This is a genomic window from Halorussus halophilus (assembly GCF_008831545.1).
Classification (GTDB): domain Archaea; phylum Halobacteriota; class Halobacteria; order Halobacteriales; family Haladaptataceae; genus Halorussus; species Halorussus halophilus.
In genome coordinates this window covers 2,551,814-2,574,616 of the sequence record NZ_CP044523.1, presented here as the reverse complement: position 1 = coordinate 2,574,616, position 22,803 = coordinate 2,551,814, and the positions used below count along the sequence as shown (strand labels likewise).

The following is a 22,803-nucleotide window of genomic DNA, read 5'->3' as shown; positions in this document are numbered from 1 at the left end:
GTACCCGGAGTCGATGACCGAACTGGACCGGACCGCGTGGGGGATGGCCGAGGCGGCCGACGCCGAAGTCGAGTCGGTGACCGTCGCAGAACTGGCGGCCGAGTTGGACAACGAAGAGACAGTCGTCGTAGACGTGCGCGACATCCGGGAAGTGTGGCTCGAAGGCTCGATTCCCGGCGTCGAACACGCACCGCGCGGCATGATCGAGTTCTGGGCCGACCCGGAGACGAAGTACTACAAGGAGTTTTTCACGACAGAGAGACGTTACGTCTGCTACTGCAACGAGGCCGGACGCTCGGCACTGGCCGCCAAGCGACTCGAAGAGATGGGCTATCCCGACGTGGCGCACCTCGAAGGCGGCTTTACCGCGTGGCAGGACGCTGGCGAAGAAGTCGTCGAGGTGCCCCAGAAAGAGTACAAGTAGGACTCAGAGGTCGTCTACGTCTGCCACGAACTGCTCCAACATCTCGCGGGTCACGTGCGGCATGCAGACGACGCGCAACTCGCCAGAGCCAGTGGGCGAGACGCGCCAGCCTTGGTCTTGCAGTGCTTCGACGGTCTCGTGTGGGATGTCGGCCGCCACGAGCGGCAGGACGGGGTCCACCACGTCGTACCCCTGCGAGACGAGTTCGTCGGCCAACCAGTCAGCGTTGGCCTGCCCGCGCTCGTAGTTCTCGCGGTAGCCCTCGGGCCACTGCGCTTCGAGGGCGGCGTGCGCTCCAGCGACCCCTGCGCCGCTCCGTGTGCCGGTGAGCGTCGCCTGCTTGGTCGATTCGAGATACGGAGTATCGACCGCGAGCGCGTCGAGAATCGCCTCGTCGCGCGCGAGGAACCCGCCCGCCGGGACGGGCGCTTGGCCCATCTTGTGGGGGTCGATAGCCATCGTGTCAATCGCCGCGTGGTCGAAGTTCCACTCCCAGTCGGTAAAGGGCAGGACGAACCCGCCCCACGCGGCGTCCACGTGCAGGAGTGAATCGACTTCCCGTGCCACGTCGGCGAGTTTCGGAATCGGGTCCACGCGCCCGTACTCGGTGGTTCCGGCGACGCCGACTACGAGGGCCGTGTCCTCGTCGGCCAGTCGCAGGGCGTCGGCGGGGTCCGCGCGCCGGTCGTCGCCCACCTCGAAGACGCGCAGTTCGACGTCGAGTACGTCGGCGGCCTTTTGAAAACTGAAGTGGACGCTCTCGGGCGCGACGACGTTCGGAGTGTCGCTCTCGGCGAGGTTGCGCGCGGCGCGGACGGCCTGAAGGTTGGCCTCGGTGCCGCCACTGGCGACGTAGCCCTCTGGCGAGTCGAGACCGGTCAACTCGCCGAGCGTGGCGATGACCTCAGTTTCGAGTTCGGCGACCGCTGGGTAGGTGGTCGGGTCGCCGGGGTTGCTCGACAGGAACTGCTGGGCGGCCTCCGCGGCACGGGGGTGGGGCTCCGTACACATCGAGGAGAGAACCTGCCCGAACTCCTGCGACTCACGCTGCATGACTGGTAATTTTTGTTGGGTCTGTTTAGACGTTCTGATTCCACCTTTTTTCTCGTCGGGTGGCTGTGCGCGCCTCTGGCGCGCTTTGCCACCCTCCTCGAAAAAATCTGGACCAAAAAAGGGACGCTCGAAATCCGAGCGCAAAGCGCACGGATTTCTCACGTCTTCAAGCTGCTACTTACCGCACCGCTTGAGCCACACCCTCCCAAACCGATTCGCTCGCTTCGCTCGTTCATCCACCGGAGGACAAACCGCATCCTCCGAGCCGTGGCTCACGTCGTTCGCCACGACCTCGCGCGGACAGGTCGCGGCATGAACGCCGCGACCGCGCGCCAGCTCGGCTGTCGGAATTCACGAAACTGACCAAACCACCCCGGCGCGCGCTGGCGCGACCCCTGTGGTCGCGCCAAACGTCGCGCGAGGGACGAGGACCGCAGGCTCGAAAGACGCGACTCGTCGCGTCTTTCGTACCGAAGACCGCAGCCGGGTGGGGAGGACGTGGCGGTCGCGGTTGCAGTGCTGTGCGGTCTCTCCTCGGCACCGGGAGTAGCTAGCTCCAATGGCTCAAATCTCTCTGATGCAGACACTGCAAAAATGTCACTCGATATGAAAGCAGATTCCACAAACCCGACGCCACTACCTAAACCCAAGTTACCGATTCACGCCTCGACGACCAATCCCGCTTCACGAAGCGCGTCTTCCGCAGACCAGTCCTCGTGAACCACCTTCGCAACCGCCCGCGCTATCGACTCGGGGTCGTCGTGCTGGAAGATAGACCGACCCATCGAGACTCCCGCCGCACCCGCGTCCATCGCCCCACGAACTGCCTCCAGTGTCGCCCTATCGCCTTCTGGCGAACCTCCAGCAATCACCACCGGCAAGCGCGTCGATTCCACGACGTGTTCGAAGCTCGCCGCGTCGCCGCTGTAGGCCGTCTTTACTACGTCAGCGCCCAACTCCTCCGCGAGTCTGACCGCGTGGCCCAGACTCTCGGCGTCGTGTTCGTCGATGCCCGGCCCGCGGGCGTAGGACATCGCCAGCACGGGCATGCCGTACTCCTGGGCCTCCGCAGTCACTTCCGCCAAGTCTTCGATTTGCTTCGGTTCGTAGTTACTGCCGACGTTGAGATGGAGAGAAACTGCGTCCGCTCCGGCCTGCACGGCGTCCTTGACCGTGCCGGTGATGCGCTTGTCGTTCGAATCCGGGCCAATCGTCGTGGAGGCGTTCAGGTGGACGATGTAGCCCTTACCGTTCTTGTTGTCGTGGACCCGTGGTGCGATGCCTTTCTGGGTCAGTACCGAGTCTGCGCCGCCGCGAGTCACCGCGTCGATGGTCGATTCGATGTCTTTGAGGCCTTTGACAGCCCCCAGTGTGATGCCGTGGTCCATCGGGACGATTACGTATCGCCCGCCTGTGCCGATGCGTTCGAGCCGTGCCGCGATTCCTGCGTCCATAAGTGTGTGAAAGTCTAGCAAGCTGTCGTTAAGTTCGTTCCGGTTCCGGTACTTCTGCCCGTGCTTCGAGCGCGCCCGCCTTGAGTTCGCTGGCTTTCGCTTCGAGGCGCTCGGCGACGTTCTCTTGGGACGCCACAATATCTACGAACGCGCTCCCGACGATGATGCCGTCTGCGCCGCCGCCAACGATTTCGCGGGCGTGTTCTCTCTCACTGATGCCGAAGCCGACCGCTTTCGGCAGTTCAGTCTGGTCGAGTCGGCCGAGACTGACGTGGGTCTCGTCGCTCACGTCCGAGCGCGCGCCGGTCGTGCCGAGACGGCCCTGCACGTAGACGAAGCCGGTCGCTCGGTCGAGCATCCGTTCGAGTCGGTCGTCCGTCGTCGTCGGCGCGACCATGAAAATCAGGTCGAGTCCGTGCGCGTCGCACGCTTCTTTTAGCGGGGCGCTCTCGTCTACTGGCAGGTCGGGGACGATGAGGCCCGAGATGCCTGCCTCCGCCGCGGCCGCGACGAACGGTTCGACGCCTCGCTGGCTCGCGGCTTCGCCGCTCGCGTGTTCCGAGGCGCGTCGCGCCTCGCTCGTCCCATACTGGTAAATCAGGTTGTAGTAGGTCATGCAGACCAGCGGCACGTCAACGTCCAAATCGGCCACGAGGTCGAAGTACCGGTCGGGCGTCATGCCCGCGTCGAGCGCCCGCCGAATCGCCTGCTGGATGGTGGGGCCTTCCGCGATGGGTTCCGAGAAGGGGAGACCTAATTCTATCACGTCCGAGCCACCGCGAACGAGCGCGCGGACGTACTCTTTGGTCTCCTCGGCATTCGGGTCGCCTGCCGCGACGTAGGAAACCAGCGCCGGTTCGTCGGCGAACGCCGCTTCGATGTCGCTCTCGTGCTTGCTCTCGATTTCTCGTTCGCGCTCACTCCCGCTCATCCCTCGAACACCTCCATCGACGGCGCGGCGTCGATGTCCCGTCGGTCGCTCTCCTCGATAACGGTATCTAAGTCCTTGTCGCCGCGCCCGGAGACGTTGACGACTACGAGGTCCCCGAGGTCTGGTACGTCGCCAGAACGCGCGTCGGTTTCCGACGCGCGTTCGAGGTACCCCAGCGCGTGACTCGATTCGAGCGCTGGGATGATACCCTCCAACTTCGACAGTCGGTGGAACGCCTCCAGCGCGGCGTCGTCGCCGACGTTGACGGGTGTCACGCGCTCCTCGTCCACGAGATGAGCAAGTTCTGGGCCGACCCCGGAGTAGTCGAGACCCGCGCTCACGCTGTGCGATTCGAGAATCTGCCCCTCCGAGTTCTGAAGCAGTTTCGTCCGGGCACCGTGCAGGACGCCCTCGTCGCCGGTCGAGAGTGAGGCGGAGTGTGGTGCGAGGCCTTCTTCTTCGTCTATCGACAGCGAGGAGCCACCTGCTTCGACTGCGAAGAGGCTCACTTCTTCATCGCCCACGAACTCGTGAAACGCACCCATCGTGTTCGACCCGCCGCCCGCACAGGCGACGACGCTGTCGGGGAGTCGCCCCGCTTGCTCTCGAATCTGCTCGCGGGCTTCCTCGCTGATGACCGACTGGAAGTCCCGGACCATCTTCGGGAACGGGTGGGGCCCGACGACCGACCCGATGACGTAGTGGGTGTCCTCGACGTTGGTCGCCCAGTCGCGCATCGTGGCGTTGATGGCCTCTTTCAAGGTCCCCGAACCGATGTCCACCGGGTTCACCTCGGCGTCGTGGATTCGCATCCGGAAGACGTTGGGCCGCTGGCGATTGATGTCGGTGCGACCCATGTAGATTTCACAATCGATACCCAGATGCGCGCAGGCCATCGCCGTCGCGGTGCCGTGCTGGCCAGCGCCCGTCTCGGCGACGATGCGGTCTTTGCCCATGTACTTCGCCAGCAGGACCTGTCCGAGAGCGTTGTTCAACTTGTGCGCGCCGCCGTGGACCAAATCTTCGCGCTTGAGATAGATTTCGCGGTCGTATCGCTCGCTCAATCTGTCCGCGCGCTGGAGCGGCGTCGGCCGGCCGCCGAAGTCGCGCAGACGCCCGCGGAACTCGTCCATAAAGCCGTCCTCGTTGTCGAGGACGTAGCGTTCGTAGGCGTCGGTCAACTCTTCGATGGCGGGCATCAGTGCCTCGGGGACGTACTGGCCGCCGTACTCGCCGAATTTAGATTTGCTACTCATGCCTGTGTCAACCTCCGCGTGTTCTCCGTGATTTCTCCGTCCATTATCGCAGAGCCGACGAGCAAGCCGTCGGCCCCGGCATCCCGCATTCGCCGGGCGTCCGCCGACGAGGAGATGCCGCTTTCAGCAATCAGGGTCACGTCGTCCGGAACGTGGGGCGCGACGGACTCGAACGTTTCGAGGTTCACCTCCAACTTCGCCAAGTCGCGGTTGTTCACGCCGATTAGCTTCGCGCCCGCCTCGACTGCCTGCTCCAACTCCGTTCGGTCGTGGACCTCCACGAGTGGCTGGAAGCCCCGTTCTTCTGCGGCCGCCACCAAGCCCGGCAAGTCGTCACCGACGAAGCGCGCGATGAGCAAGACGAGGTCGGCTTCCACAGAGTCGAGTTGCGATTCCTCCAGAACGAAATCTTTCCGAAGCACGGGTACGTCTACTGCGTCGCGCACGCGCCGCAGGTTCTCGGGAGACCCGCCGAAGTGTTCGGGTTCGGTCAGCACCGAGAGGGCGGCCGCGCCGCCCGCGACCATCTGTTCGGCCAATTTTACGGGGTCCGCCTCGCGAGTTCCTTCTGTCGTGGGACTCGTCGGCTTCACCTCCGCGATTACCGGAACGCGTCCGTCGGCTTCGGCCGCCGCGAGCGCGTCGGGGAACGACCGTGCGTCCACCGACAGCCTCTCGGCGCCGGGGTCTCCTCGCGCCTCCGCCGTCCGGAGGATAGAGCGAACGGCGGGCGCGAGCTCCTGGCTCTCGTTCATCATTGTACATTGACGGACGGAATTGTACATAAGGCTTGCGCCGTCGGGTGGACGGGATGTCGCGTCTCTCTGGATGCTGACGCCCACCCGCTCGTCTCGACTTGGGGGTCCGACGCGTAGTTCGAAGGTGAATCGGACTTCGGAGTAGGCGCGGAATATTCAAGTCCGAACCGACCGAAACGCCACCCATGGACGACGTTGCTGGTATCTTCGCGCGCGAGTCACCGTACTTGGAGCGGTACGTCCAACTCGGTATCGCCAGTGGGCGCGTGCTTAGCGTCTCGTTCCCCGACGCGCCCGACGAAGACGCAGAGGTAGACCACGAACTGTTAGACCGTATCTTCGACTATCTGAGCGGCGTCGAAGACGACTTCTCGGACGTCGAAATCGCGCTGACGGTACCGACCGACCAGCGGCGCGCGCTGGACCGCGTGCGCGAGATTCCCTACGGCGACCAGATAAACGTCGAGACGCTGGCCCGCATGACCAGCGGCATCGACCACACCGACGAGGACGACCTGAACACGGTGCGCACCGCGCTCGACCAGAATCCCGCGCCGCTGTTGATTCCGGACCACAGGGTGCGGGACGGGCCGAGTGCCGCGCCTCCAGCGATAGAGCAGAAGTTGCGGTCGCTTGAGGGACTGTAACGCCACCGAAACAGACTATTTTGCGGCGAGCAGGTTCGCTTGGTACCATTGGACAGCGGTCGGTCTACTGTGTGATTTGCTACCGAATGGAAATTTAACGAATTGTTTACTCGGCATTGAGTAAACTTTTTGTATTCCTCGCTATTACGTGTAGTTGATGAAAGAACTTCCCACCCCCAAAGACACGATGGAGTTGACACGATGATGTGGCAAGACCTCATCTTCCTCTGCGGAAGCGTTTTTTCGCTCGTCGTTCTCGTCCCGACGCTTCGAGACTCGATGGCGAACATCCCGCTCGGCACGACGCTTCCCTCTGCGACTATCGGTATCGTCTACGGAACGACGTTCTTCACCCTCGGAATGACGCTCTCCGCGGTCGGTTCGTTCCTCACCGGTATCATGTGGAGTCTCATCGCGTTCCTCCGTTCGCCCCATCCGTACAACGACGATTCGACCACGCAGGACCACGCATCTCCCCACTCGGTCCCGCAGAACGCAGACTGACGCGCTGTTGTCTCCCTCTTTCGTAGCGCCACAGTTCATTGGCGCGCCACACCTTTTTACCCATCACCGACGAACCCCCTCCTATGTACGTCCGGGACGCGAAAAACAGAGAAGAGGTCTGGCTACTCGACCACATCGAAGCGATGGGCCTCGACGAGACAGCGTTCCGTTCCCGCGATTACGTCGTCGCCATCGACGAGACGAACGGCGCGAAGGCCGGATTCGGCCGTATTCGTATCCACAAGACAGACGAGGGCGAACTCTGCGAACTGACGAGCATCGGCGTCCTCGAAGACTGGCGCAGGCAGGGCGTCGGCGCACACGTCGTCGAGCGACTGGTCGAACACGCCCGCGACGCGGGTTTCGAAGTCGTCTACGCGCTGACCAGCGCGACGGACTACCTCTCGCAGTTCGGCTTCCGGGGCATCGACACGTCCAAACTCCCCGCGAAACTCCAAGAGCGACTCGAAGCCAAGCGCGGGAGTCTCGACCCCGACGCAGTCGGGATGGCGCTGGCCGTCGATAGCTTCGAGATGCCGCCCCGACTCCGCGAGCGGTTCAAGGGTGCCCAACCGAGCGAGGAAGAGTCGGAACCGGAAGAGAGCGCGGAGGACTTCGGCATCGACCCCGACCGCGCGACCTATAAGTACGACACTGGGAACTAGGTGGAGTGACTTTTTGGGGTACTGATTACGTTTTTTGGACTACTTTGGTGACTACCTCGAAAGCCCTCGCTAGCAGTTGTAGAAGCTACTGTGACTGTAGAAGCTACTGTGACTGTAGAAGCTACTGTGACTCTGACTTCTTCGAAAGCCCCCGCCCGCTCGCGGTCGCTCAGCGACATATCGGCGCAAACCGCACGCCGATAGGGGCCGCTGAAGCGACTAAAGTGAACGCGACCGGGCGACCCCTTTCGGTCCCACCCAATCGCACAGCACCGCGACAGCCACACGCCTCCCCAACCGACTGCGCTACTCAGTACGGACGACGCGCTCCGGCGCGTCGTCCGGGCCTGTGTTGCTCATCCCTCGCGCGAGATTTGGCGCGACCCTCGTGGTCGCGCCAGCGCGCGCCGGGTGAACTGTTCACCGTGGAAACAACCGGTGAAACAAACAACCGGAATCAGCCGGTGGAACTGACCACAGGGCGGGACTGAAAGGGGCCGGACGTTCGCGCCCGAAGGGCGTGGTCGTCCGGGGGCTTTCCGGGTGTTCTAAGTCACGTAGTCTGCTGTCTCTCTGCGTAGTCCGGGGGCTTTCGGGTTGTTCCCGGTTGCATCGTCTGCTATGATTCTGAACAGTTCCGAGGCTGTCGAAACGTCCGAGTTCACTGTTCCAAAACCACCAACACACCAAACCCCATCTCCAACTCAATCCGCCAACCGTTAAGACCGACCCCCACGTTTTTCTAGCCAATGTTCGACGCGGACGACCTCGACGAGATACGCTCGGCCCGCGAAGAGTGGGAGGACGAGACAGTCGGACCCACAGTCGAGCGGTTCGGCGAGCGCAAGGAGACGTTCACGACCGACACCGGCGGACAGGAAGTAGACCGCCTCTACACGCCCAACGACGTCGCAGACCTCGACTACAACGAGGATTTGGGCTTCCCCGGCGAAGAGCCGTACACGCGCGGCGTCTACTCCACGATGCACCGCGGGCGACTCTGGACCATGCGCCAGTACGCCGGGTTCGGCACGCCTGAAGAGACCAACGAGCGATTCGAGTACCTCATCGAAAACGGGTCGTCTGGCCTCTCGATGGCGTTCGACCTGCCGACTCAGATGGGCTACGATTCGGACGCCGCGATGGCCGCGGGCGAAGTCGGCAAGTCCGGGGTCGCCATCGACTCCCTGCACGACATGGAGACCGTCTTCGACGGCATCCCGCTGGACGAAGTGAGTACGTCGATGACCATCAACGCGCCCGCTTCCGTCCTGCTGGCGATGTACATCGCAGTCGGCGACAAGCAGGGCGTCGATAGGGAGGAGCTACGCGGGACGATTCAGAACGACCTGCTGAAGGAGTACGTCGCGCGCAACACCTACATCTACCCGCCGGAGCCGTCGATGCGCATCATCACGGACATCTTCGAGTTCTGCGCCCAAGAGACGCCGAAGTTCAACACTATCTCTATCTCTGGCTACCACATCCGAGAGGCGGGCGCGACGGCCGCCCAAGAAGTCGCCTTTACCTTGGGCAACGGCATCGAGTACGTCGAGGCCGCACTCGACGCCGGACTGGACGTTGACGACTTCGCGCCCCAGCTTTCGTTCTTCTTCAACGCGCACAACAACGTCCTCGAAGAGGTCGCGAAGTTCCGCGCCGCGCGGCGCATGTGGGCCAAGATTATGGAAGAGCGATTCGACGCCGAGAATCCCAAGAGCAAACAACTCAAGTTCCACACCCAGACCGCTGGCTCGACGCTCACCGCTCAACAGGTGGACAACAACATCGTCCGCGTGGCCTACCAAGCCCTCGCCGCAGTTCTGGGCGGCACCCAGAGCCTCCACACCAACGGCAAGGACGAAGCTTTGGCCCTGCCCACCGAAGAGAGCGTCAGAACTGCCCTGCGCACCCAGCAAATCGCGGCCCACGAGTCCGGTGCCGCAGACACCATCGACCCGCTCGCGGGGAGCTACTACGTCGAGAGTCTGACCGACGGCGTCGAGGAGGACGCCTTCGACATCTTGGACACGGTGGACGAGAAGGGCGGCATGTTGCAGGCCATCGAGAACCAGTGGGTCCAGCGCCAGATTCAGGATACGGCCTACGAGCGCCAGCGCGAAATCGAAGAACAAGAGCGCATCATCGTCGGCGTCAACGAGTTCGAAGTGGACGAAGAGCCAGAGGTAGACATTCAGGAAGTCACCGAGGAGGACGAACAGCGCCAGATTGGCAGACTAGAGTCGGTCAAAGAGGACCGCGACGACGAAGAAGTTCAAGCCAAACTCGACGCGCTCCGTGAGGCCGCCGAGGGCGACGAAAACGTCATGCCGTACATCGTGGACGCCGTGAAGGTGTACGCGACTGTCGGTGAGGTCTGCAACGTTCTGCGCGAGACCTTCGGTGAGTACAAGCCCGGTGCGGCGGTCTAACGCGCTCGAACTCTGTTCCCTCTCTCGTCGTGACAACTCGCCTGTATCATTAAGAGACCCGCCGTCGTGGCACGGCTATGACCGAGCGGGTGACACGCCGCGAATTTCTGGGTGCGACAGGTGTCGCAAGCGTTGGAGTCCTCGGTACGAGTCCTTTACAGGAGTCATCAGGCCCTCCCGTCGATGTCCGCGGAGCTATCTACCTGCCGACGCGCGTGTTCAACTGGTACCAGTTGTGGCACGACTACGACGAGTCGGTCATCGAGCGCGATCTGGGCTACGCCGCGAGGGTGAATTTGAACGCCATCCGACTCTGCTGCAGTTACGAATTCTGGGTCGAGAATCCGAAGGCACACGAACGCCGCCTTGACCACTTGCTGTCGGCCGCGGACGAGCAGGACATCGAGGTGCTGGTTTGCCTCTTCGAAAGCGTCGGTCTCAACCCGAACGAGGAGAATCTGACGAACAGAGACCCGCTGACCGCGACTCCCGTGCAGTCTCCCTCGCGGAAGATTCTTCTCGACTCCTCGCGCTGGGGCGAGACGCGCGAGTTCGTCCGCTGGTTCGCCGAGCGGTACGGCGACGACGACCGACTGCTGGCGATAGAGGTGATGAACGAACCGGGGTGGCTTCCCTTCAAGGAGGAGTTCGCCAAGTCGATGTTCTTCACGTTGCGAACTGCGCGGCCGAGCGTTCCACTTACCGTGGGTTCGACCAGTCTGGCCAACAACGTCGAGTACACCGACTGGGGAAGCGACGTGCTGCAGTTCCACTACAACTTCGCATCGAGCAGGGAGACGTATCGGAGACTACTACGAGACGCCAACCACCTCGCCGACTCGATGGACTGCCCAATCTGGCTGACCGAGTGGCAACGCTGCCGTTCGGGACAGGGGTTCGAAGCCGAGGTGGTCGGCGACGAGTGGCAACCGAACTACGCCTCGCTCGCGCCGGAGATTCGAAAGGCGGGCGTCGGCAACTTCTTCTGGTCGCTGATGGTCAAACCGGCCTACGTCCACGCCCAGCGCGACCAAGGTGTTCTCGGGGGACTGTTCCACGAGGACGGTGCGGTCTGGAGTCTTGAGGACGCCCGGGGGATTCAGTCGATGTCGGGCGAGGTGTCGTTTTCAGGTGAGGAGCGCCGAGAGTGGCCAGAGTGGGCGCTTGAGGTCCGGGAAGAGGCGTTCGGTGGGGAGTGAGTTGGGTGTGACCACGAGTTAGTCACTGGGAATTGCCAAACAACGGTGAACTCCTGCAACTCGAACAGAACCGCTACTCACACGTCACAAATGAGACCGCACAGCATCAGCCACACGCCTCCCCACCCGACTCGCTCACGTTCGTTCGCTCGTCCACCGGCAGACAAACCGCGTCTGCCGAGCCTGCACTCACTTCGTTCGCGCAGACCTCGTATGGAATGGCCGAATCCACATTCGGGATTTGACCGCGCGCCACTTCGTTAGCGGAAGTTCGAGATACTGTTCAAACCACCGGGCGTACGCGGTCGCGGCGTTCATGCCGCGACCAGTTCGTGCGAGGGATGAGGGCTGCAAGGCCGGACGGCGCGCTACGGGGCGTCGTTCGTACTGAAGCCCGCAGTCGGCTGGGGTTGTGTGTGGCCCATGCGGAGCGGTGCGGTCTCGTTGGTATCGGCAACAGTGCTGTTCGCAGTCGCTGTCGCGTTGCTGTTCGTATCTCTTGCCACATATCCTATCGAATCCGGGACAACAGAACTTCGACCAGTACTCCACGGACTTTTCACCGAAACTATAGCCCACTCGCCCAAACACCCCACCCATGCACTTCGACCACGCCGGAATCGCAACCGACGACGCCGCAACGCTCGCCGACCTCTTCGCGGACCTCTTCGACGCGCCAGTCGCCCACGAAGAGGAGTTCGACGGCCTGCACGTCGTCTTCCTCGAACTCGAAAACGGCTATTTCGAACTGCTCGAACCCGTCGAGGAGGGCACCATCTCGCGATACCTCGACGCGAACGGGCCGGGTATCCACCACGTCGCACTCGAAACCGACGACATCGACGCGGCGCTCGAAACCGCCAGAAGCCACGGCGTCGAACTCATCGACGAGGAGCCACGACCCGGCGCGTGGGGCCACGACGTGGCGTTCCTCCACCCTAAATCGACCGGCGGGGTTCTGGTGGAGTTCGTCCAGCACTGAGCGGGACTCTCCGCGTTCTACTCTTCGCGCGGCGCGAGTCGCACTGCCGTCCCGTAGGCCAGCAGTTCCGCGCCGCCGTTGGTCACCTCTGCGGTGACGAACCGGACGTTGACGATGGCGTCGGCTTCCAGTTCTTCGGCCTCCGCTTGCATCCGGCCGATTGCCTGCTCGCGCGCGTCGGACAGCAGCGTCGTGTAGGCTTTCAGTTCGCCGCCAGCGATGTTGCGCAGTCCCTGCGTGATGTCCCGGCCGACGTTGCGCGCTCGGACGGTGTTGCCTCGAACGAGACCGAGATTTTCTGTGATTTCGCGTCCCGTTACGGTTTCGGTGTTCGTAACTATCATATCTGTAACTGAAGCGATGAGGAGATAGCTGTTTCGCCGCCCGAATTCGCTCGACGGCGGGAAAGAGAACGCGTCACTCGGTGAGATAGAAGTCCGATTTGGAGTTCCGGTGCGGGGAGTTGCGCTTGAGCTCTGTGATTTTCGTGGGACTCCGGTTGCGAACGATGACCACGTCGTAGGCGTCGTCTGCCGCGATACCACTGCCGACGCTACTGAGTGACGTAACCATGTGTCCGGAGTTCTCGCTCCCGATGAAGACCATCGAGGCGTCTTCGTCTCTCGCGACCGACCGCAGGTGGTTCGAGATAGCCCCGGACGGCGCGTAGCGGTCCACGACCTTGTGTCGGAAGTCGCTACTCGGAGAGAGGTCCGTCACTCGCTCGTGTAACGCCGAGACGACGGCTTCCATCTCGAACGCCTCGTCCGGGCCGAGCCAGCCGCGCGCTTGGGCGTACTCCGCGTTACCCTTCGGAATCACGCTCACTGCCAGCACGTCTTCGTCGAACGCACGACCGAACTCGGCCGCGCGAACGAGCGCCGCTTGGGCGAGTTCGGACCCATCGAACGGAACCACCAGTGTCATACTACAGAGTAGTCGAATAGAAGATAAGTATTTAGCCACCCATTCCCGGCAGTCGGGAACGTTCATCAAATCATATTGATAATTTCCGAATGTGCGCCCACCGCTGAAAGCCCTCCTCTGCCTCCTCGCGCTCGCCGACGCGCTGTATCGAGGTGTTCGTCGCGCGACCGGTCGTAGGGAACGCGGTTCAGTGTCCGTCGGCCCACGCTCGGACCTTCGACTCTAGAAACTCGTGTACCGACGCTGGCGGCTTGTCGAACCAACGCGCCTCCAGAATCTCGTCGTCTCCCGTTGCGGACGGCGACGAGTCGCCGTCTGCGCGCCCCTCGAACTGCGTGGTCAAAACGTGTAGCCGCTTCTCGGGGTTCGTCTCCAGCACGATAGTCCTGCGCACGACGCGCCAGAGGTTGGTTATCTCGCAGTCGAGACCCGTCTCCTCGCGGACTTCCCGGCGCGCGGTGTCTTCGAACGACTCGTCTCCTTGGTGGGTACCGCCGGGGATGCCCCACTTTTTGGGCGCTTCTGGATGTCTGATGAACAGTCGGTCGCTCCCGTCATCAGAACGAACCCACGTACACGCGTCGCCGCGCCAGCCACGCTGTGCCAGCTCTCGCCCGTGTTCGAAGTACTCCGGGTCGTTCTCGACGGTTCGTTCGACCAGTTCGAACTCGCCGTACTTCTCTCGAAACTGGTCGATTCGAGCGTCTACGTCGGTTCGGGTCTTCTCCCCGAGGTTCATCCTTCTTGCTCACTCCGGCGCGGGGCCGAAGCTCTCGACTTTCGCGTCGGCGGTGTCGAGTCCCGCCGCGTCGAGCGCGGCGGTCGCCTCGTCCACGAAGTTCGCGAAGCCGTAGACGAACGTCTGTCCGAGCGAGTCCGCCAGTAGCGTCACCACGTCGTCGCTACTCACGTCGTCCGTAATTACGACCGTTGCGCCCTCGCTCGCCAAGGTGGCCAGTCGAGTTTCGTGCGCGGGGTCCGCGTCCTCGTAGACGATGGTCACGTCCGCGCCCTCTGCTAGCGCGCGCTCGCCGATGCCGACCGCGGGACCGACGCCCGGCCCGCCAGCGAGGACGACGACCGACTGTTCGCCCTCGTAGTAGGATTCACCGAACGGGCCTGCGACTTCCACGGTGTCGCCCGCTTCGAGGTTGGCGAGATACGGCGTCAGCGAACCGTCTGGGTCTACCTCGACCGTCGTCTCGAAAGTGTCCGCCATGTCTGGCGAAGAGAGCGTGTAGTAGCGGGCGACTTCCTCGCCCTCGACCGTCGCGCCGAGTTGCACGAATTGGCCCGGTTCGGCGTCGAACTCCGGGGGCGTCTCCAACGTCAACGCGACCGTGTCGGTGCCGACTGATTCGACTGCGCGAACTTCGACTGCGGTTCCGTCCATACCCGGAGGTTGCGGTGGCCCGACTAAAGGCTTCTGCGATGATGAAACGTGCGTTTCAGGCAGTGAGGGCTCGTTTTAGTCGAAACACTGGCGTTCCAAGCGTGGTAATACTACGCGTGCCACAAAACCTCGGACAATTGCCCGACAGGTCGGACCTACGTGGCTTCAGAAGGCTTTTGATTTGGCGTGGGTAAACCGCTAGTTAGGAATGCCAGAAGACTTGAACTGGGCCATCGGCGGGGAGGCTGGCGATGGCATCGACTCGACGGGGAAGATCTTCGCACAGGCCCTTTCCCGCGCAGGACGGCACGTATTCACCTCGAAGGACTTCGCGTCCCGAATCCGCGGTGGCTACACGGCGTACAAGATTCGGAGTTCCGTAGACCGAGTCGAGAGCGTCGTGGACCGCCTCGACATCTTGGTCGCGCTGACCGAGCGCACCATCGAGGAGAACATGGACGAACTCCACGACGGGAGCGTCATCATCTACGACGGCGAACGCACGGAGATGGCAGACGTGGAAGTTCCGGAGGGCATGATCGGTCTCGACGTCCCCCTCAAATCGCTCGCGGAGGACGCTGGCGGGGCCATCATGCAGAACACCGTCGCGCTCGGTGCGGCCTGTGAAGCGACGAACTTCCCCATCGAGAACTTAGACAGCGCCCTCGACAAGAAGTTCGGGAGCAAGGGCGAGTCCATCGTCGAGAACAACAAGGAAGCCGCCCGTCTCGGCCAAGAGTACGTACAGGAGGAGTACGACTACGACTTCGACTACGACATCGACACGACGGACAACGACTACGTCCTGCTGAACGGCGACGAAGCCATCGGCATGGGCGCAATCGCCGCTGGCTGTCGGTTCTACTCGGGCTACCCAATCACCCCCGCGACGGACGTGATGGAGTACCTGATGGGCCGCATCCAGCAGTACGGCGGCACCGTCGTTCAGGCCGAGGACGAACTGTCGGCCATCAACATGGCGCTCGGTGCGGCGCGCGCCGGCGCGCGCTCGATGACCGCCACCTCCGGTCCGGGTATCGACCTAATGACCGAGACGTTCGGGCTGGTCGCCCAGAGCGAGACGCCGCTGGTCATCTGCGACGTGATGCGCTCGGGTCCCTCGACGGGGATGCCGACCAAGCAGGAGCAGGGCGACCTCAACATGACGCTGTACGGCGGCCACGGCGAGATTCCGCGCTTCGTCGTCGCACCGACCACCATCAGCGAGTGTTTCCACAAGACTATCGAGGCGTTCAACCTCGCGGAGAAGTACCAGACGCCCGTCTTCCTCGTCTCTGACCTCGCGATGGCAGTCACCGAGCAGACGTTCGAACCCGAAGAGTTCGACATGGACGAGGTCGAAATCGACCGCGGGAAGGTCGTGGACGAAGACGAAATCGAAGCGTGGACCGACGAGAAGGGTCGGTTCCAACCGCACTTCCCGACCGCAGACGGCATCAGTCCGCGCGCGTTCCCCGGCACGAAGGACGGCGCGCACATGTCCACCGGTCTGGAACACAACGCGCTCGGCCGCCGTACCGAAGACACCGACATCCGCGTCGAGCAGGTAGACAAGCGCAACCAGAAGGTCAAGACCGCAGAAGAGGAAGAAGACTGGTCTCCCCGAACGTTCGGCGACGAGGACGCAGACGACCTCGTCATCACGTGGGGTTCGAACGAAGGCGCGCTCCGAGAAGCGAACCAGTTCCTCAGCGACGAGGGTATCAGCGTGAAGTTCATCTCGGTGCCGTACATCTTCCCGCGCCCCGACCTCACCGAGGAAATCGAGGCGGCGGACAACGCCATCGTCGTCGAGTGTAACGAGACCGGGCAGTTCGCCAACGTCCTCGAACACGACTCGCTGACCCGCCTCGACCGCATCAACAAGTACACCGGCGTTCGATTCAAGGCCGACGAACTGGCCGACGAAATCAAACAGCAGCTCTCACAGGAGGTTCAAGCATGAGTTCCGAGATTCGATTCACCGACTTCAAGTCAGACAAACAGCCGACGTGGTGTCCGGGGTGCGGCGACTTCGGCACCATGAACGGCATGATGAAGGCACTCGCCGAGACGGGCAACAGCCCCGACGACACGTTCGTCGTCGCCGGTATCGGTTGCTCGGGCAAGATCGGCACCTTCATGCACAGCTACGCGATTCACGGCGTCCACGGCCGCGCGCTCCCCGTTGGGACGGGCGTCAAACTCGCCAACCCCGACCTCGAAGTGATGGTCGCGGGCGGCGACGGCGACGGCTACTCCATCGGCGCGGGCCACTTCATCCACGCGGTGCGCCGCAACGTGGACATGACCTACTGCGTCATGGACAACCGTATCTACGGCCTGACCAAGGGACAGGCTTCCCCGACCAGCCGCGAGGACTTCGAGACCTCCACGACGCCGGAAGGCCCGAAACAGCCGCCGGTCAACCCGCTCGCACTCGCGCTCTCGGCGGGTGGCACCTTCATCGCCCAGTCGTTCTCCACGGACGCCCAGCGCCACGCCGAACTCGTCCAGAAGGCCATCGAACACGACGGCTTCGGCTTCGTGAACGTCTTCTCGCCGTGCGTGACGTTCAACGACGTGGACACCTACGACTACTTCCGCGACGCCATCGTGGACTTAGACGAGACGGACCACGACCCGACCGACCGCGACGCCGCGAAAGAGAAGATTCTCGACGCCGATAAGGAGTATCAGGGCATCCTCTATCAGGACGAGAACAGCGTGCCCTACTCGGAACTCCACGGCATCGAAGGCAACATGGCCGAGATTCCGGACGGCGCGCCCGAGGGCGCGATGGATCTCGTTCGAGAGTTCTACTAACCGGTCGTCTTCGCGTTTTCTCGCTTTCCTCGAAATTTGATTGCGCTTCAGTGCCAACAACTCCGTAGCGATAACTATGTTCTACGAGATGTAATAACACAAAAATATAAATACCTACACCAAAAGTAAAATTTCTATGGTGTTAGAAAAGATAACAAGTGGCGGTAGAGGTGAGAAAAAGGGAGTCAATCGACGAAAATGCCTCAAAGCAGTGGGAGCAGCGACTGCTACTACAACGTGGTTCAGTCAAACTGTCGCCGCACTGAAAAAGGACGCAGACGAACGAGGCCTTAAAGTACAGACCATGTCTGGAAAAGCGCGTAAGAACGCGATTGAGGCTGCGCAGTCTGACGAAGTGTACCAGAAAATTTCCGCAGCCCTTTCCGCTGATGGGTTTGTTCCTCAAGCACAAAAGGCGGATTGTAAACGAACTACCTCCACGGAGGAAGAGGGTCATCGAACCGTTGTTGTTCCTTTCAAGAAATCTGGCAGGAATTCAAAGTCGGAGAGTGCTCACATCCTCTGGTTAGACGAAAGCTTTGGAACGTACAGGGTACTTGGTTTCCGGTTCGAGCGGTCAAGCAACTCGCTTTCGACTTCTTCGAACCCATCGACGGAATACTCGGAGCGGTACGTCGTTGACGATGGTAAAGTAAAAACAAAAGAGTCAGACTACCACACACTCGAAGGTGGCAACGTCGGCACACAAGCCCATCTTCCGGGCGATGGTGGGGGTGGATGTGGTGATCTTTGTCAAGCCGAAGCTACGGTGTGTGATTCTCCAAACTACCAGTGCTGGTCAGCTATTGCTGGTGCGTACGGTGGAGCAATTGTCTTGTGTGGTAAATGCGCGGCTTCGTTCTTTGATGACACTACATGTGCTGCTTGCATGTTTGCAGTGATGACTGCTTACGGGGTTGACTGTAACATCGGTAGTGGTTGCGAAACGGTCACTGGGTGTTACGAGTGTAAGAACATCCCGAATGTAACATAGAACCACTCGCTTTCTTTCTCGAACCCTCTGAGAGCATAAAGCAGTAGTAGTGTCAGTCGTAATATGGTATACGTTACTCTATGAGTAGCATACAATCACTGATACAATTCGTTGGCATAACGCTGTTCGGTGTAGTAGTGATCTACACATGGATGAGTGAGAAAGCACAGAATACAAAGCGATTTGTTCTCTTAATTTTCCTCTCTATGCTTTGTTTAGTCGCAATGAGATTCACCGAGAGTGGAAGCTTAGAAACAGTCCTTGCAATCTTACAAATTGTATTCCTATTAGGGGGTATCTACGTTATCACGAGGAGTGGCTCTGCAAAGCAACAATCTCTCAATTAAGGGCGTGAAATTTTCCAACTCTAGAATTTGGCAGGATATTTCTAATCTCACCGTGAACCCACGGCCATGTCATCCGAAAGCGTTCCCCGCTCGCTCCAGTACGCACTCACCAGAGAACTGCTCCGACTGTACGCCGTCGTCCTCGCCGGGTGGGTGATGATCGGCTTCTCGGGGTCAGTCGGTTTCGCCCCGTTCTCCGTCTTCGACGACCTACTCCAGTTGCTCCTCTTCCTCGTCGGGTTCTTCCTCGTGATGAGCGGACTCGTCGCAATCGCGCACCGCGTTCTCAGCGACACTGTTCGGTAAGGAACCCGCCACCGCGAACCGACACATCACCCATCCCCCATTCCGTCCGTTCGCAAGCGTCAGAACCGTTCCCGCGTGTTTTTTATTGGGCGTCTGTTAACCACGCGATAGAGATGACTGCGGAATACGATATTGCTGGGGGCGACGCGGGGACCAGTGCGCCCGTGCGAGTGGTGCGGGGGGAGCGACCATGACCGACCACTACGACGTCGTGATTGCCGGTGCTGGACCCGCTGGTGCGCAGTGCGCCCGCGACGTGGCCCGCCGAGGCTACGGCGTCGTCGTCCTCGAAGCCGAACCCGAAGACCAGTTCCCGCGCCAGTCGAACAAATCGACCGCCGGAACGTTCCCCTCCATGATGGGGTCGTTCGGCATCCCCGACGACGTGGTGATGAACTACACCGACAACGTCGTCCTCGAATCACCGAACGAGTACTTCTCCCGCTATCAGCCGGGTGCGGTTCTCGAATTCGCGGACTTCAAACGCTACCTCGTCAAGGACGGCCGCGACAAAGGTGCGGAGTACCGCTTCGACTCGCGGGTCAACAAGCCCGTGATGGAGGGCGGCGAAATCGTCGGCGTCCGGTACGCTGGTAAGGAGGAAGTGTACGGCGACATCATCATCGACGCCACCGGTCCCGCCGCGCCGCTCGCCAAGAAACTCGGCGTGGTCGATTTGGAGCGCCAGAATCAGGCCATCGGCGTCGAGTTCGAGATGGAAGGCATCGACATCGACCATCCCGGCTACGCGGATTTGACGGACGGCATGATGCTCCGTCTGGACCACGACCTCGCGCCCGGCGGCTACTCGTGGATTTTCCACACCGGCGAGGACACCGCGAAGGTCGGCCTCTGCTACATCCAGAATCAGGCCCACCGCGACTACGGCAAGGAGGACATGGGCATCGACGACTACCTGCAGTACTGGCTGGACTCGGACCCTCGCTTCGAGAACGCAGAGCGAATCGAAGGGAAACAGCACCGCGGGTCGGCCCACATCCAGATGCCGACCGGCCTCAGCACGGACAACTTCATGGCTATCGGCGACACGGTGCCGACAATCGACCCACTTTGGGGCGAGGGCATCCACACCTGCATGAAGTCCGGTCGCGCCGCCGCCGTGATGGCCGACCGCTGTTTCATGGGTGAGAAGCGAGACACCTCCGCGGAGGAACTGTCGATTTACGACGACCTCTGGCACAGCGACGTCGCGCCGAAGATGCGCACGCGACTGCTGATGACCCAACTACTCTATCTCGCGCCGAACGAACGCTACGACACGCTCCTGCGCGACCTCAAACGCGTCGATGCGGACGTGCTGAGCGAAGCGAACGGCGGGAGTCGGGCCGCGATTCGAAAGCTGATTCACTGGGGCGACATCCCGCTGCTGGCGGAGTTTGCGAAGGAACGAATCGGGTTGTAGCGCGGGTTCAGTCTCGAAACGACTTCTCCATCACGACTTCGTCGTATTCTCGATACTCCAGCGGGTACGGTTCGGTTTCTTCGTACCCTCGCCGCCGATACAACTCGGGAAGGTACGGATGTGATTCTGGTGTCGTCAGCCAGATAGTCTCATAATCCTCCTCTCGAACGACTTCCTCCGCGTGACTCAGTAGCCGACTGCCGACGCCCTCACCTTTCCAGTCTTCGTGGACGCCGAGGCGACTGAGTTTCACACGTTCGGGTTCCGTCTCTTCGAGTCGGACACCACCGACGAGTTCCCTGTCGCTCTCGGCGACGTAGATTCGCGCTTCCTGGCTCCACTCCGCGACTTCGCTCTCCGTGACGGATTCGGCTTTGGCCGGAAAGCCGAGTTCGCGGTTCTCCCGGTACGCACTATGCAAGACGCTCGTGAGTTCCTTCGCATCTGCGGCGGTCGCTCGACGAATCGCCAGTTCGCACATGTCGTCCCGAAGATGTAGGACGCCACATGTTATATCTCGCGCCCGAACCGCCTCCGCCACTTCGTGCTCGGTACGGGCGCTCGCATGGACTCGGGGACAGCATCCCGCGCCTCGCGGGGTCACCCGACGAGTATCAGGGGACAGTTGACGAGCGCCCCCGCCGCCCGCATGCCGCCCAGGAGGTCGTTGACCGGACCGTCCGGTGCACCGCTCTCCAGTTGCCCTCGTCGGAAGGCGGTGATGGCATCCTGATGACTAGTCAACCGTCGCCGTTGGCCCTCGTCTATCGCCTGCTGCGTCCACACGACCGGATGGACGTCCCAGAGTGGGCTGTAGAACAGTGCTTCGCAGTCGGACCGGAAGCTGGGGTCACCGCACTCCTGTTCCTCCGCAACGACGTTGAGCGGACTGCCCTCGCCCGCCACTGCCGACCGCAACCCCTGCCGGTTCGGATTGTCTGCACCCATCGGGCCGTTCACCACCGGGATGATCGATTCGCGGGCGGACGTGGCCGTGCTTCGGTCCGCCGCCGCTGGTGCCGCGTTCAGGGCGGGGGCGTACGTCGCGCCTTCGAGCGCCGCGACGTCGGGCGCGGACGCCTCCGTACTGACATAGAGGGTTCGTTGACCCTCGTAGAACCCGGCGGTCAACGCCATCGTCACCTCCATCGCGTTACGGTCGATAGAGACGACGTTGTCGTGTTCGCCCGTCTCGTTCGCGACGTGCGGTGCGTTGTACACCACGTCTTGGTCCCGCGTAATCAACGGGGTGTACGTCTCGCTCGTCGCTCCCGGTTGGGTGTCGGTGGAGAGCGGGAACCCTTCCGGGCCAGGGACGACGTTGCGCTCTGGAGTGAAGTTCGGGGTCGCGCGGAACGCGATACCCGCCTGGTCCCGATTTCGGGCGCGGGGTTGTCGTCCGTCGACCTGCTGTACGGCGTCGGTGCCGAGCGCGTTGGACAGCTTCGGCGACCAGTTGATTCCTCGCCTCGTAGCGCGACGGAGACTGGTCGTTTCGAACAAAACGTAGAACACGTTTCCCATCGGGCTCTGGCCGCGGTAGAGCGGGAGCGTGACGGTGTCGTTCTCGGTGTCTATCTCGACTGCACTAGCGAACCGCGACGGAATCGCGTCGTCGTCCTCTTGTAGCCGACCTCCTGCGAGCCCAGCCACTCCGGCGGTAGCCACGCCGCCGAGGAAGGTGCGTCGGGTCACTGTTGAAACTCGGCTCCTATTGGCGCGTCTCATGGTCGTACCATTATCGAGTTATCGACGTATGAATCCGGTAGACTGTTCAAGAAGCTCGAAGAATACGGCGGTATTTCGACTAATGCTCTCCCGGTAATCGTACCTAGCTTGGAATTCCTTGAATATATACGTCTACTGTTGGTGGGATTTGGTGACAAGGGTCGCGGAGCAGTACTAAGACGACACCGACAGGACAACATCGAGAAATAGATACCCTGTATTGCTCCCTTCCAATCCGACACAACCGTTCAGCGAGGAACTCCTCGGCATCCCTGTCGGCCGCTTCTGACGTCCTCGTCCTGCAAGCGACTATTCATTACTCGGGAGACGAACAGATGTCTGTGCTGTTGGATAGGTCCCCGAGATTTCCCCGTTGCAGTTTCGCCTGAAATTCGGCGGTGCCTGATTTTTGACGGGAGAGCGAGATGGTGGTTGGCGTGTTCGTATCTCGCCCGCCGACCGGCGGTCGTAATACTTCAATTCGCACGGCAGCTGAAACAAGGGCGTCCGGGTAACGTCCCTTACTCGGGAGAATGAGATTCGAGAAAACGGAA

At 61.6% G+C, this 22,803-nt stretch carries 23 protein-coding genes; 12 read left to right on the top strand and 11 right to left on the bottom strand.

Annotated elements, in window-relative coordinates:
- Positions 1–13: 13 nt before the first annotated feature.
- Positions 14–424 (top strand): rhodanese-like domain-containing protein, encoded by a 411-nt coding sequence (locus F7R90_RS12845; protein ID WP_158057820.1) that lies wholly within the window; start codon positions 14–16, stop codon positions 422–424.
- Between the two features lie 3 nt (positions 425–427).
- Here the strand turns inward: F7R90_RS12845 and mfnA are convergent, their stop codons facing one another.
- The 5 genes from mfnA to trpC all read right to left on the bottom strand — a co-directional run bounded on the left by mfnA (position 428) and on the right by trpC (position 5,873).
- Positions 428–1,516 carry a tyrosine decarboxylase MfnA gene (gene mfnA, locus F7R90_RS12840; protein ID WP_225741322.1) on the bottom strand — a complete coding sequence of 363 codons (1,089 nt, stop codon included), beginning with the start codon at positions 1,514–1,516 and terminating at the stop codon, positions 428–430.
- Between the two features lie 620 nt (positions 1,517–2,136).
- Positions 2,137–2,931 carry a 2-amino-3,7-dideoxy-D-threo-hept-6-ulosonate synthase gene (locus tag F7R90_RS12835; RefSeq protein ID WP_158057818.1) on the bottom strand — a complete coding sequence of 265 codons (795 nt, stop codon included), beginning with the start codon at positions 2,929–2,931 and terminating at the stop codon, positions 2,137–2,139.
- A gap of 28 nt (positions 2,932–2,959) precedes the next feature.
- A complete protein-coding gene (gene trpA / locus F7R90_RS12830; RefSeq protein WP_158057817.1) occupies positions 2,960–3,862 on the bottom strand; it encodes a tryptophan synthase subunit alpha in 903 nt (300 codons plus the stop codon).
- Positions 3,859–5,118, bottom strand: a complete 1,260-nt coding sequence (gene trpB / locus F7R90_RS12825; protein ID WP_158057816.1) for a tryptophan synthase subunit beta — start codon at positions 5,116–5,118, stop codon at positions 3,859–3,861. The genes trpA and trpB overlap by 4 nt, the downstream gene beginning before the upstream one ends.
- Positions 5,115–5,873, bottom strand: coding sequence for an indole-3-glycerol phosphate synthase (gene trpC, locus F7R90_RS12820; protein ID WP_158058930.1), 759 nt, complete (start codon positions 5,871–5,873; stop codon positions 5,115–5,117). Before trpC ends, trpB begins: the two co-directional genes overlap by 4 nt.
- Before the next feature lie 188 nt (positions 5,874–6,061).
- On the opposite strand from trpC, the gene F7R90_RS12815 reads away from it, so the two are divergent.
- From F7R90_RS12815 to mce, 6 genes are all read left to right on the top strand, one after another.
- Entirely contained in the window at positions 6,062–6,523 is a 462-nt protein-coding gene (locus F7R90_RS12815) for an MGMT family protein (RefSeq protein ID WP_158057815.1), read from the top strand.
- 201 nt (positions 6,524–6,724) lie between these two features.
- Positions 6,725–7,027: a hypothetical protein gene (locus tag F7R90_RS12810; RefSeq protein ID WP_225741166.1), complete on the top strand. Its 303-nt coding sequence runs from the start codon at positions 6,725–6,727 to the stop codon at positions 7,025–7,027.
- Positions 7,028–7,110: 83 nt separating this feature from the next.
- Entirely contained in the window at positions 7,111–7,692 is a 582-nt protein-coding gene (locus F7R90_RS12805; protein WP_158057814.1) for a GNAT family N-acetyltransferase, read from the top strand.
- A 749-nt stretch (positions 7,693–8,441) separates the two neighbouring features.
- Positions 8,442–10,124, top strand: coding sequence for an acyl-CoA mutase large subunit family protein (locus F7R90_RS12800; protein ID WP_158057813.1), 1,683 nt, complete (start codon positions 8,442–8,444; stop codon positions 10,122–10,124).
- 77 nt (positions 10,125–10,201) lie between these two features.
- On the top strand, positions 10,202–11,323 hold the full coding sequence (locus F7R90_RS12795; protein ID WP_158057812.1) for a cellulase family glycosylhydrolase: 1,122 nt from the start codon (positions 10,202–10,204) through the stop codon (positions 11,321–11,323).
- Positions 11,324–11,921: 598 nt separating this feature from the next.
- Positions 11,922–12,305 carry a methylmalonyl-CoA epimerase gene (mce, locus tag F7R90_RS12790; RefSeq protein WP_158057811.1) on the top strand — a complete coding sequence of 128 codons (384 nt, stop codon included), beginning with the start codon at positions 11,922–11,924 and terminating at the stop codon, positions 12,303–12,305.
- 17 nt (positions 12,306–12,322) lie between these two features.
- Here mce and F7R90_RS12785 read toward each other — a convergent pair whose 3' ends face one another.
- The 4 genes from F7R90_RS12785 to F7R90_RS12770 all read right to left on the bottom strand — a co-directional run bounded on the left by F7R90_RS12785 (position 12,323) and on the right by F7R90_RS12770 (position 14,625).
- Positions 12,323–12,649, bottom strand: coding sequence for a YbjQ family protein (locus tag F7R90_RS12785; protein WP_158057810.1), 327 nt, complete (start codon positions 12,647–12,649; stop codon positions 12,323–12,325).
- Positions 12,650–12,722: 73 nt separating this feature from the next.
- Positions 12,723–13,232, bottom strand: a complete 510-nt coding sequence (locus F7R90_RS12780) for a universal stress protein (protein ID WP_158057809.1) — start codon at positions 13,230–13,232, stop codon at positions 12,723–12,725.
- 187 nt (positions 13,233–13,419) lie between these two features.
- Positions 13,420–13,971, bottom strand: a complete 552-nt coding sequence (locus F7R90_RS12775) for an NUDIX hydrolase (RefSeq protein ID WP_158057808.1) — start codon at positions 13,969–13,971, stop codon at positions 13,420–13,422.
- Between the two features lie 9 nt (positions 13,972–13,980).
- A complete protein-coding gene (locus F7R90_RS12770; protein ID WP_158057807.1) occupies positions 13,981–14,625 on the bottom strand; it encodes an FAD-dependent oxidoreductase in 645 nt (214 codons plus the stop codon).
- A 208-nt stretch (positions 14,626–14,833) separates the two neighbouring features.
- Here F7R90_RS12770 and F7R90_RS12765 point away from each other — a divergent pair, with 208 nt between their 5' ends.
- The 5 genes from F7R90_RS12765 to F7R90_RS12745 all read left to right on the top strand — a co-directional run bounded on the left by F7R90_RS12765 (position 14,834) and on the right by F7R90_RS12745 (position 20,521).
- Complete coding sequence (locus F7R90_RS12765; RefSeq protein ID WP_158057806.1) at positions 14,834–16,591, top strand: 2-oxoacid:acceptor oxidoreductase subunit alpha; 1,758 nt, start codon at positions 14,834–14,836, stop codon at positions 16,589–16,591.
- Positions 16,588–17,451 (top strand): 2-oxoacid:ferredoxin oxidoreductase subunit beta, encoded by an 864-nt coding sequence (locus F7R90_RS12760; protein ID WP_158057805.1) that lies wholly within the window; start codon positions 16,588–16,590, stop codon positions 17,449–17,451. The genes F7R90_RS12765 and F7R90_RS12760 overlap by 4 nt, the downstream gene beginning before the upstream one ends.
- Before the next feature lie 136 nt (positions 17,452–17,587).
- A complete protein-coding gene (locus F7R90_RS12755; protein ID WP_158057804.1) occupies positions 17,588–18,445 on the top strand; it encodes a hypothetical protein in 858 nt (285 codons plus the stop codon).
- Positions 18,446–18,858: 413 nt separating this feature from the next.
- On the top strand, positions 18,859–19,098 hold the full coding sequence (locus F7R90_RS12750; RefSeq protein ID WP_158057803.1) for a hypothetical protein: 240 nt from the start codon (positions 18,859–18,861) through the stop codon (positions 19,096–19,098).
- Positions 19,099–19,288: 190 nt separating this feature from the next.
- Positions 19,289–20,521 (top strand): digeranylgeranylglycerophospholipid reductase, encoded by a 1,233-nt coding sequence (locus tag F7R90_RS12745; RefSeq protein WP_158057802.1) that lies wholly within the window; start codon positions 19,289–19,291, stop codon positions 20,519–20,521.
- A gap of 7 nt (positions 20,522–20,528) precedes the next feature.
- Here the strand turns inward: F7R90_RS12745 and F7R90_RS12740 are convergent, their stop codons facing one another.
- Positions 20,529–21,002, bottom strand: coding sequence for a GNAT family N-acetyltransferase (locus F7R90_RS12740; protein ID WP_225741165.1), 474 nt, complete (start codon positions 21,000–21,002; stop codon positions 20,529–20,531).
- Positions 21,003–21,121: 119 nt separating this feature from the next.
- Positions 21,122–22,216 (bottom strand): twin-arginine translocation signal domain-containing protein, encoded by a 1,095-nt coding sequence (locus F7R90_RS12735; RefSeq protein ID WP_192498308.1) that lies wholly within the window; start codon positions 22,214–22,216, stop codon positions 21,122–21,124.
- Between the last annotated feature and the right edge of the window lie 587 nt (positions 22,217–22,803).

Excerpts from the sequence above, each read along its gene's own strand:
- F7R90_RS12785 (WP_158057810.1), bottom strand. The coding sequence starts at position 12,649 with ATGATAGTTACGAACACCGAAACCGTAACGGGACGCGAAATCACAGAA.
- F7R90_RS12760 (WP_158057805.1), top strand. The coding sequence starts at position 16,588 with ATGAGTTCCGAGATTCGATTCACCGACTTCAAGTCAGACAAACAGCCG.
- F7R90_RS12740 (WP_225741165.1), bottom strand. The coding sequence starts at position 21,002 with ATGTGCGAACTGGCGATTCGTCGAGCGACCGCCGCAGATGCGAAGGAA.
- F7R90_RS12750 (WP_158057803.1), top strand. The coding sequence starts at position 18,859 with ATGTCATCCGAAAGCGTTCCCCGCTCGCTCCAGTACGCACTCACCAGA.
- F7R90_RS12810 (WP_225741166.1), top strand. The coding sequence starts at position 6,725 with ATGATGTGGCAAGACCTCATCTTCCTCTGCGGAAGCGTTTTTTCGCTC.
- F7R90_RS12775 (WP_158057808.1), bottom strand. The coding sequence starts at position 13,971 with ATGAACCTCGGGGAGAAGACCCGAACCGACGTAGACGCTCGAATCGAC.
- mce (WP_158057811.1), top strand. The coding sequence starts at position 11,922 with ATGCACTTCGACCACGCCGGAATCGCAACCGACGACGCCGCAACGCTC.
- F7R90_RS12835 (WP_158057818.1), bottom strand. The coding sequence starts at position 2,931 with ATGGACGCAGGAATCGCGGCACGGCTCGAACGCATCGGCACAGGCGGG.
- trpB (WP_158057816.1), bottom strand. The coding sequence starts at position 5,118 with ATGAGTAGCAAATCTAAATTCGGCGAGTACGGCGGCCAGTACGTCCCC.
- F7R90_RS12845 (WP_158057820.1), top strand. The coding sequence starts at position 14 with ATGACCGAACTGGACCGGACCGCGTGGGGGATGGCCGAGGCGGCCGAC.
- F7R90_RS12770 (WP_158057807.1), bottom strand. The coding sequence starts at position 14,625 with ATGGACGGAACCGCAGTCGAAGTTCGCGCAGTCGAATCAGTCGGCACC.
- trpA (WP_158057817.1), bottom strand. The coding sequence starts at position 3,862 with ATGAGCGGGAGTGAGCGCGAACGAGAAATCGAGAGCAAGCACGAGAGC.
- F7R90_RS12780 (WP_158057809.1), bottom strand. The coding sequence starts at position 13,232 with ATGACACTGGTGGTTCCGTTCGATGGGTCCGAACTCGCCCAAGCGGCG.
- F7R90_RS12800 (WP_158057813.1), top strand. The coding sequence starts at position 8,442 with ATGTTCGACGCGGACGACCTCGACGAGATACGCTCGGCCCGCGAAGAG.
- F7R90_RS12815 (WP_158057815.1), top strand. The coding sequence starts at position 6,062 with ATGGACGACGTTGCTGGTATCTTCGCGCGCGAGTCACCGTACTTGGAG.
- F7R90_RS12755 (WP_158057804.1), top strand. The coding sequence starts at position 17,588 with ATGGTGTTAGAAAAGATAACAAGTGGCGGTAGAGGTGAGAAAAAGGGA.
- F7R90_RS12805 (WP_158057814.1), top strand. The coding sequence starts at position 7,111 with ATGTACGTCCGGGACGCGAAAAACAGAGAAGAGGTCTGGCTACTCGAC.
- F7R90_RS12745 (WP_158057802.1), top strand. The coding sequence starts at position 19,289 with ATGACCGACCACTACGACGTCGTGATTGCCGGTGCTGGACCCGCTGGT.
- F7R90_RS12795 (WP_158057812.1), top strand. The coding sequence starts at position 10,202 with ATGACCGAGCGGGTGACACGCCGCGAATTTCTGGGTGCGACAGGTGTC.
- F7R90_RS12765 (WP_158057806.1), top strand. The coding sequence starts at position 14,834 with ATGCCAGAAGACTTGAACTGGGCCATCGGCGGGGAGGCTGGCGATGGC.
- trpC (WP_158058930.1), bottom strand. The coding sequence starts at position 5,873 with ATGAACGAGAGCCAGGAGCTCGCGCCCGCCGTTCGCTCTATCCTCCGG.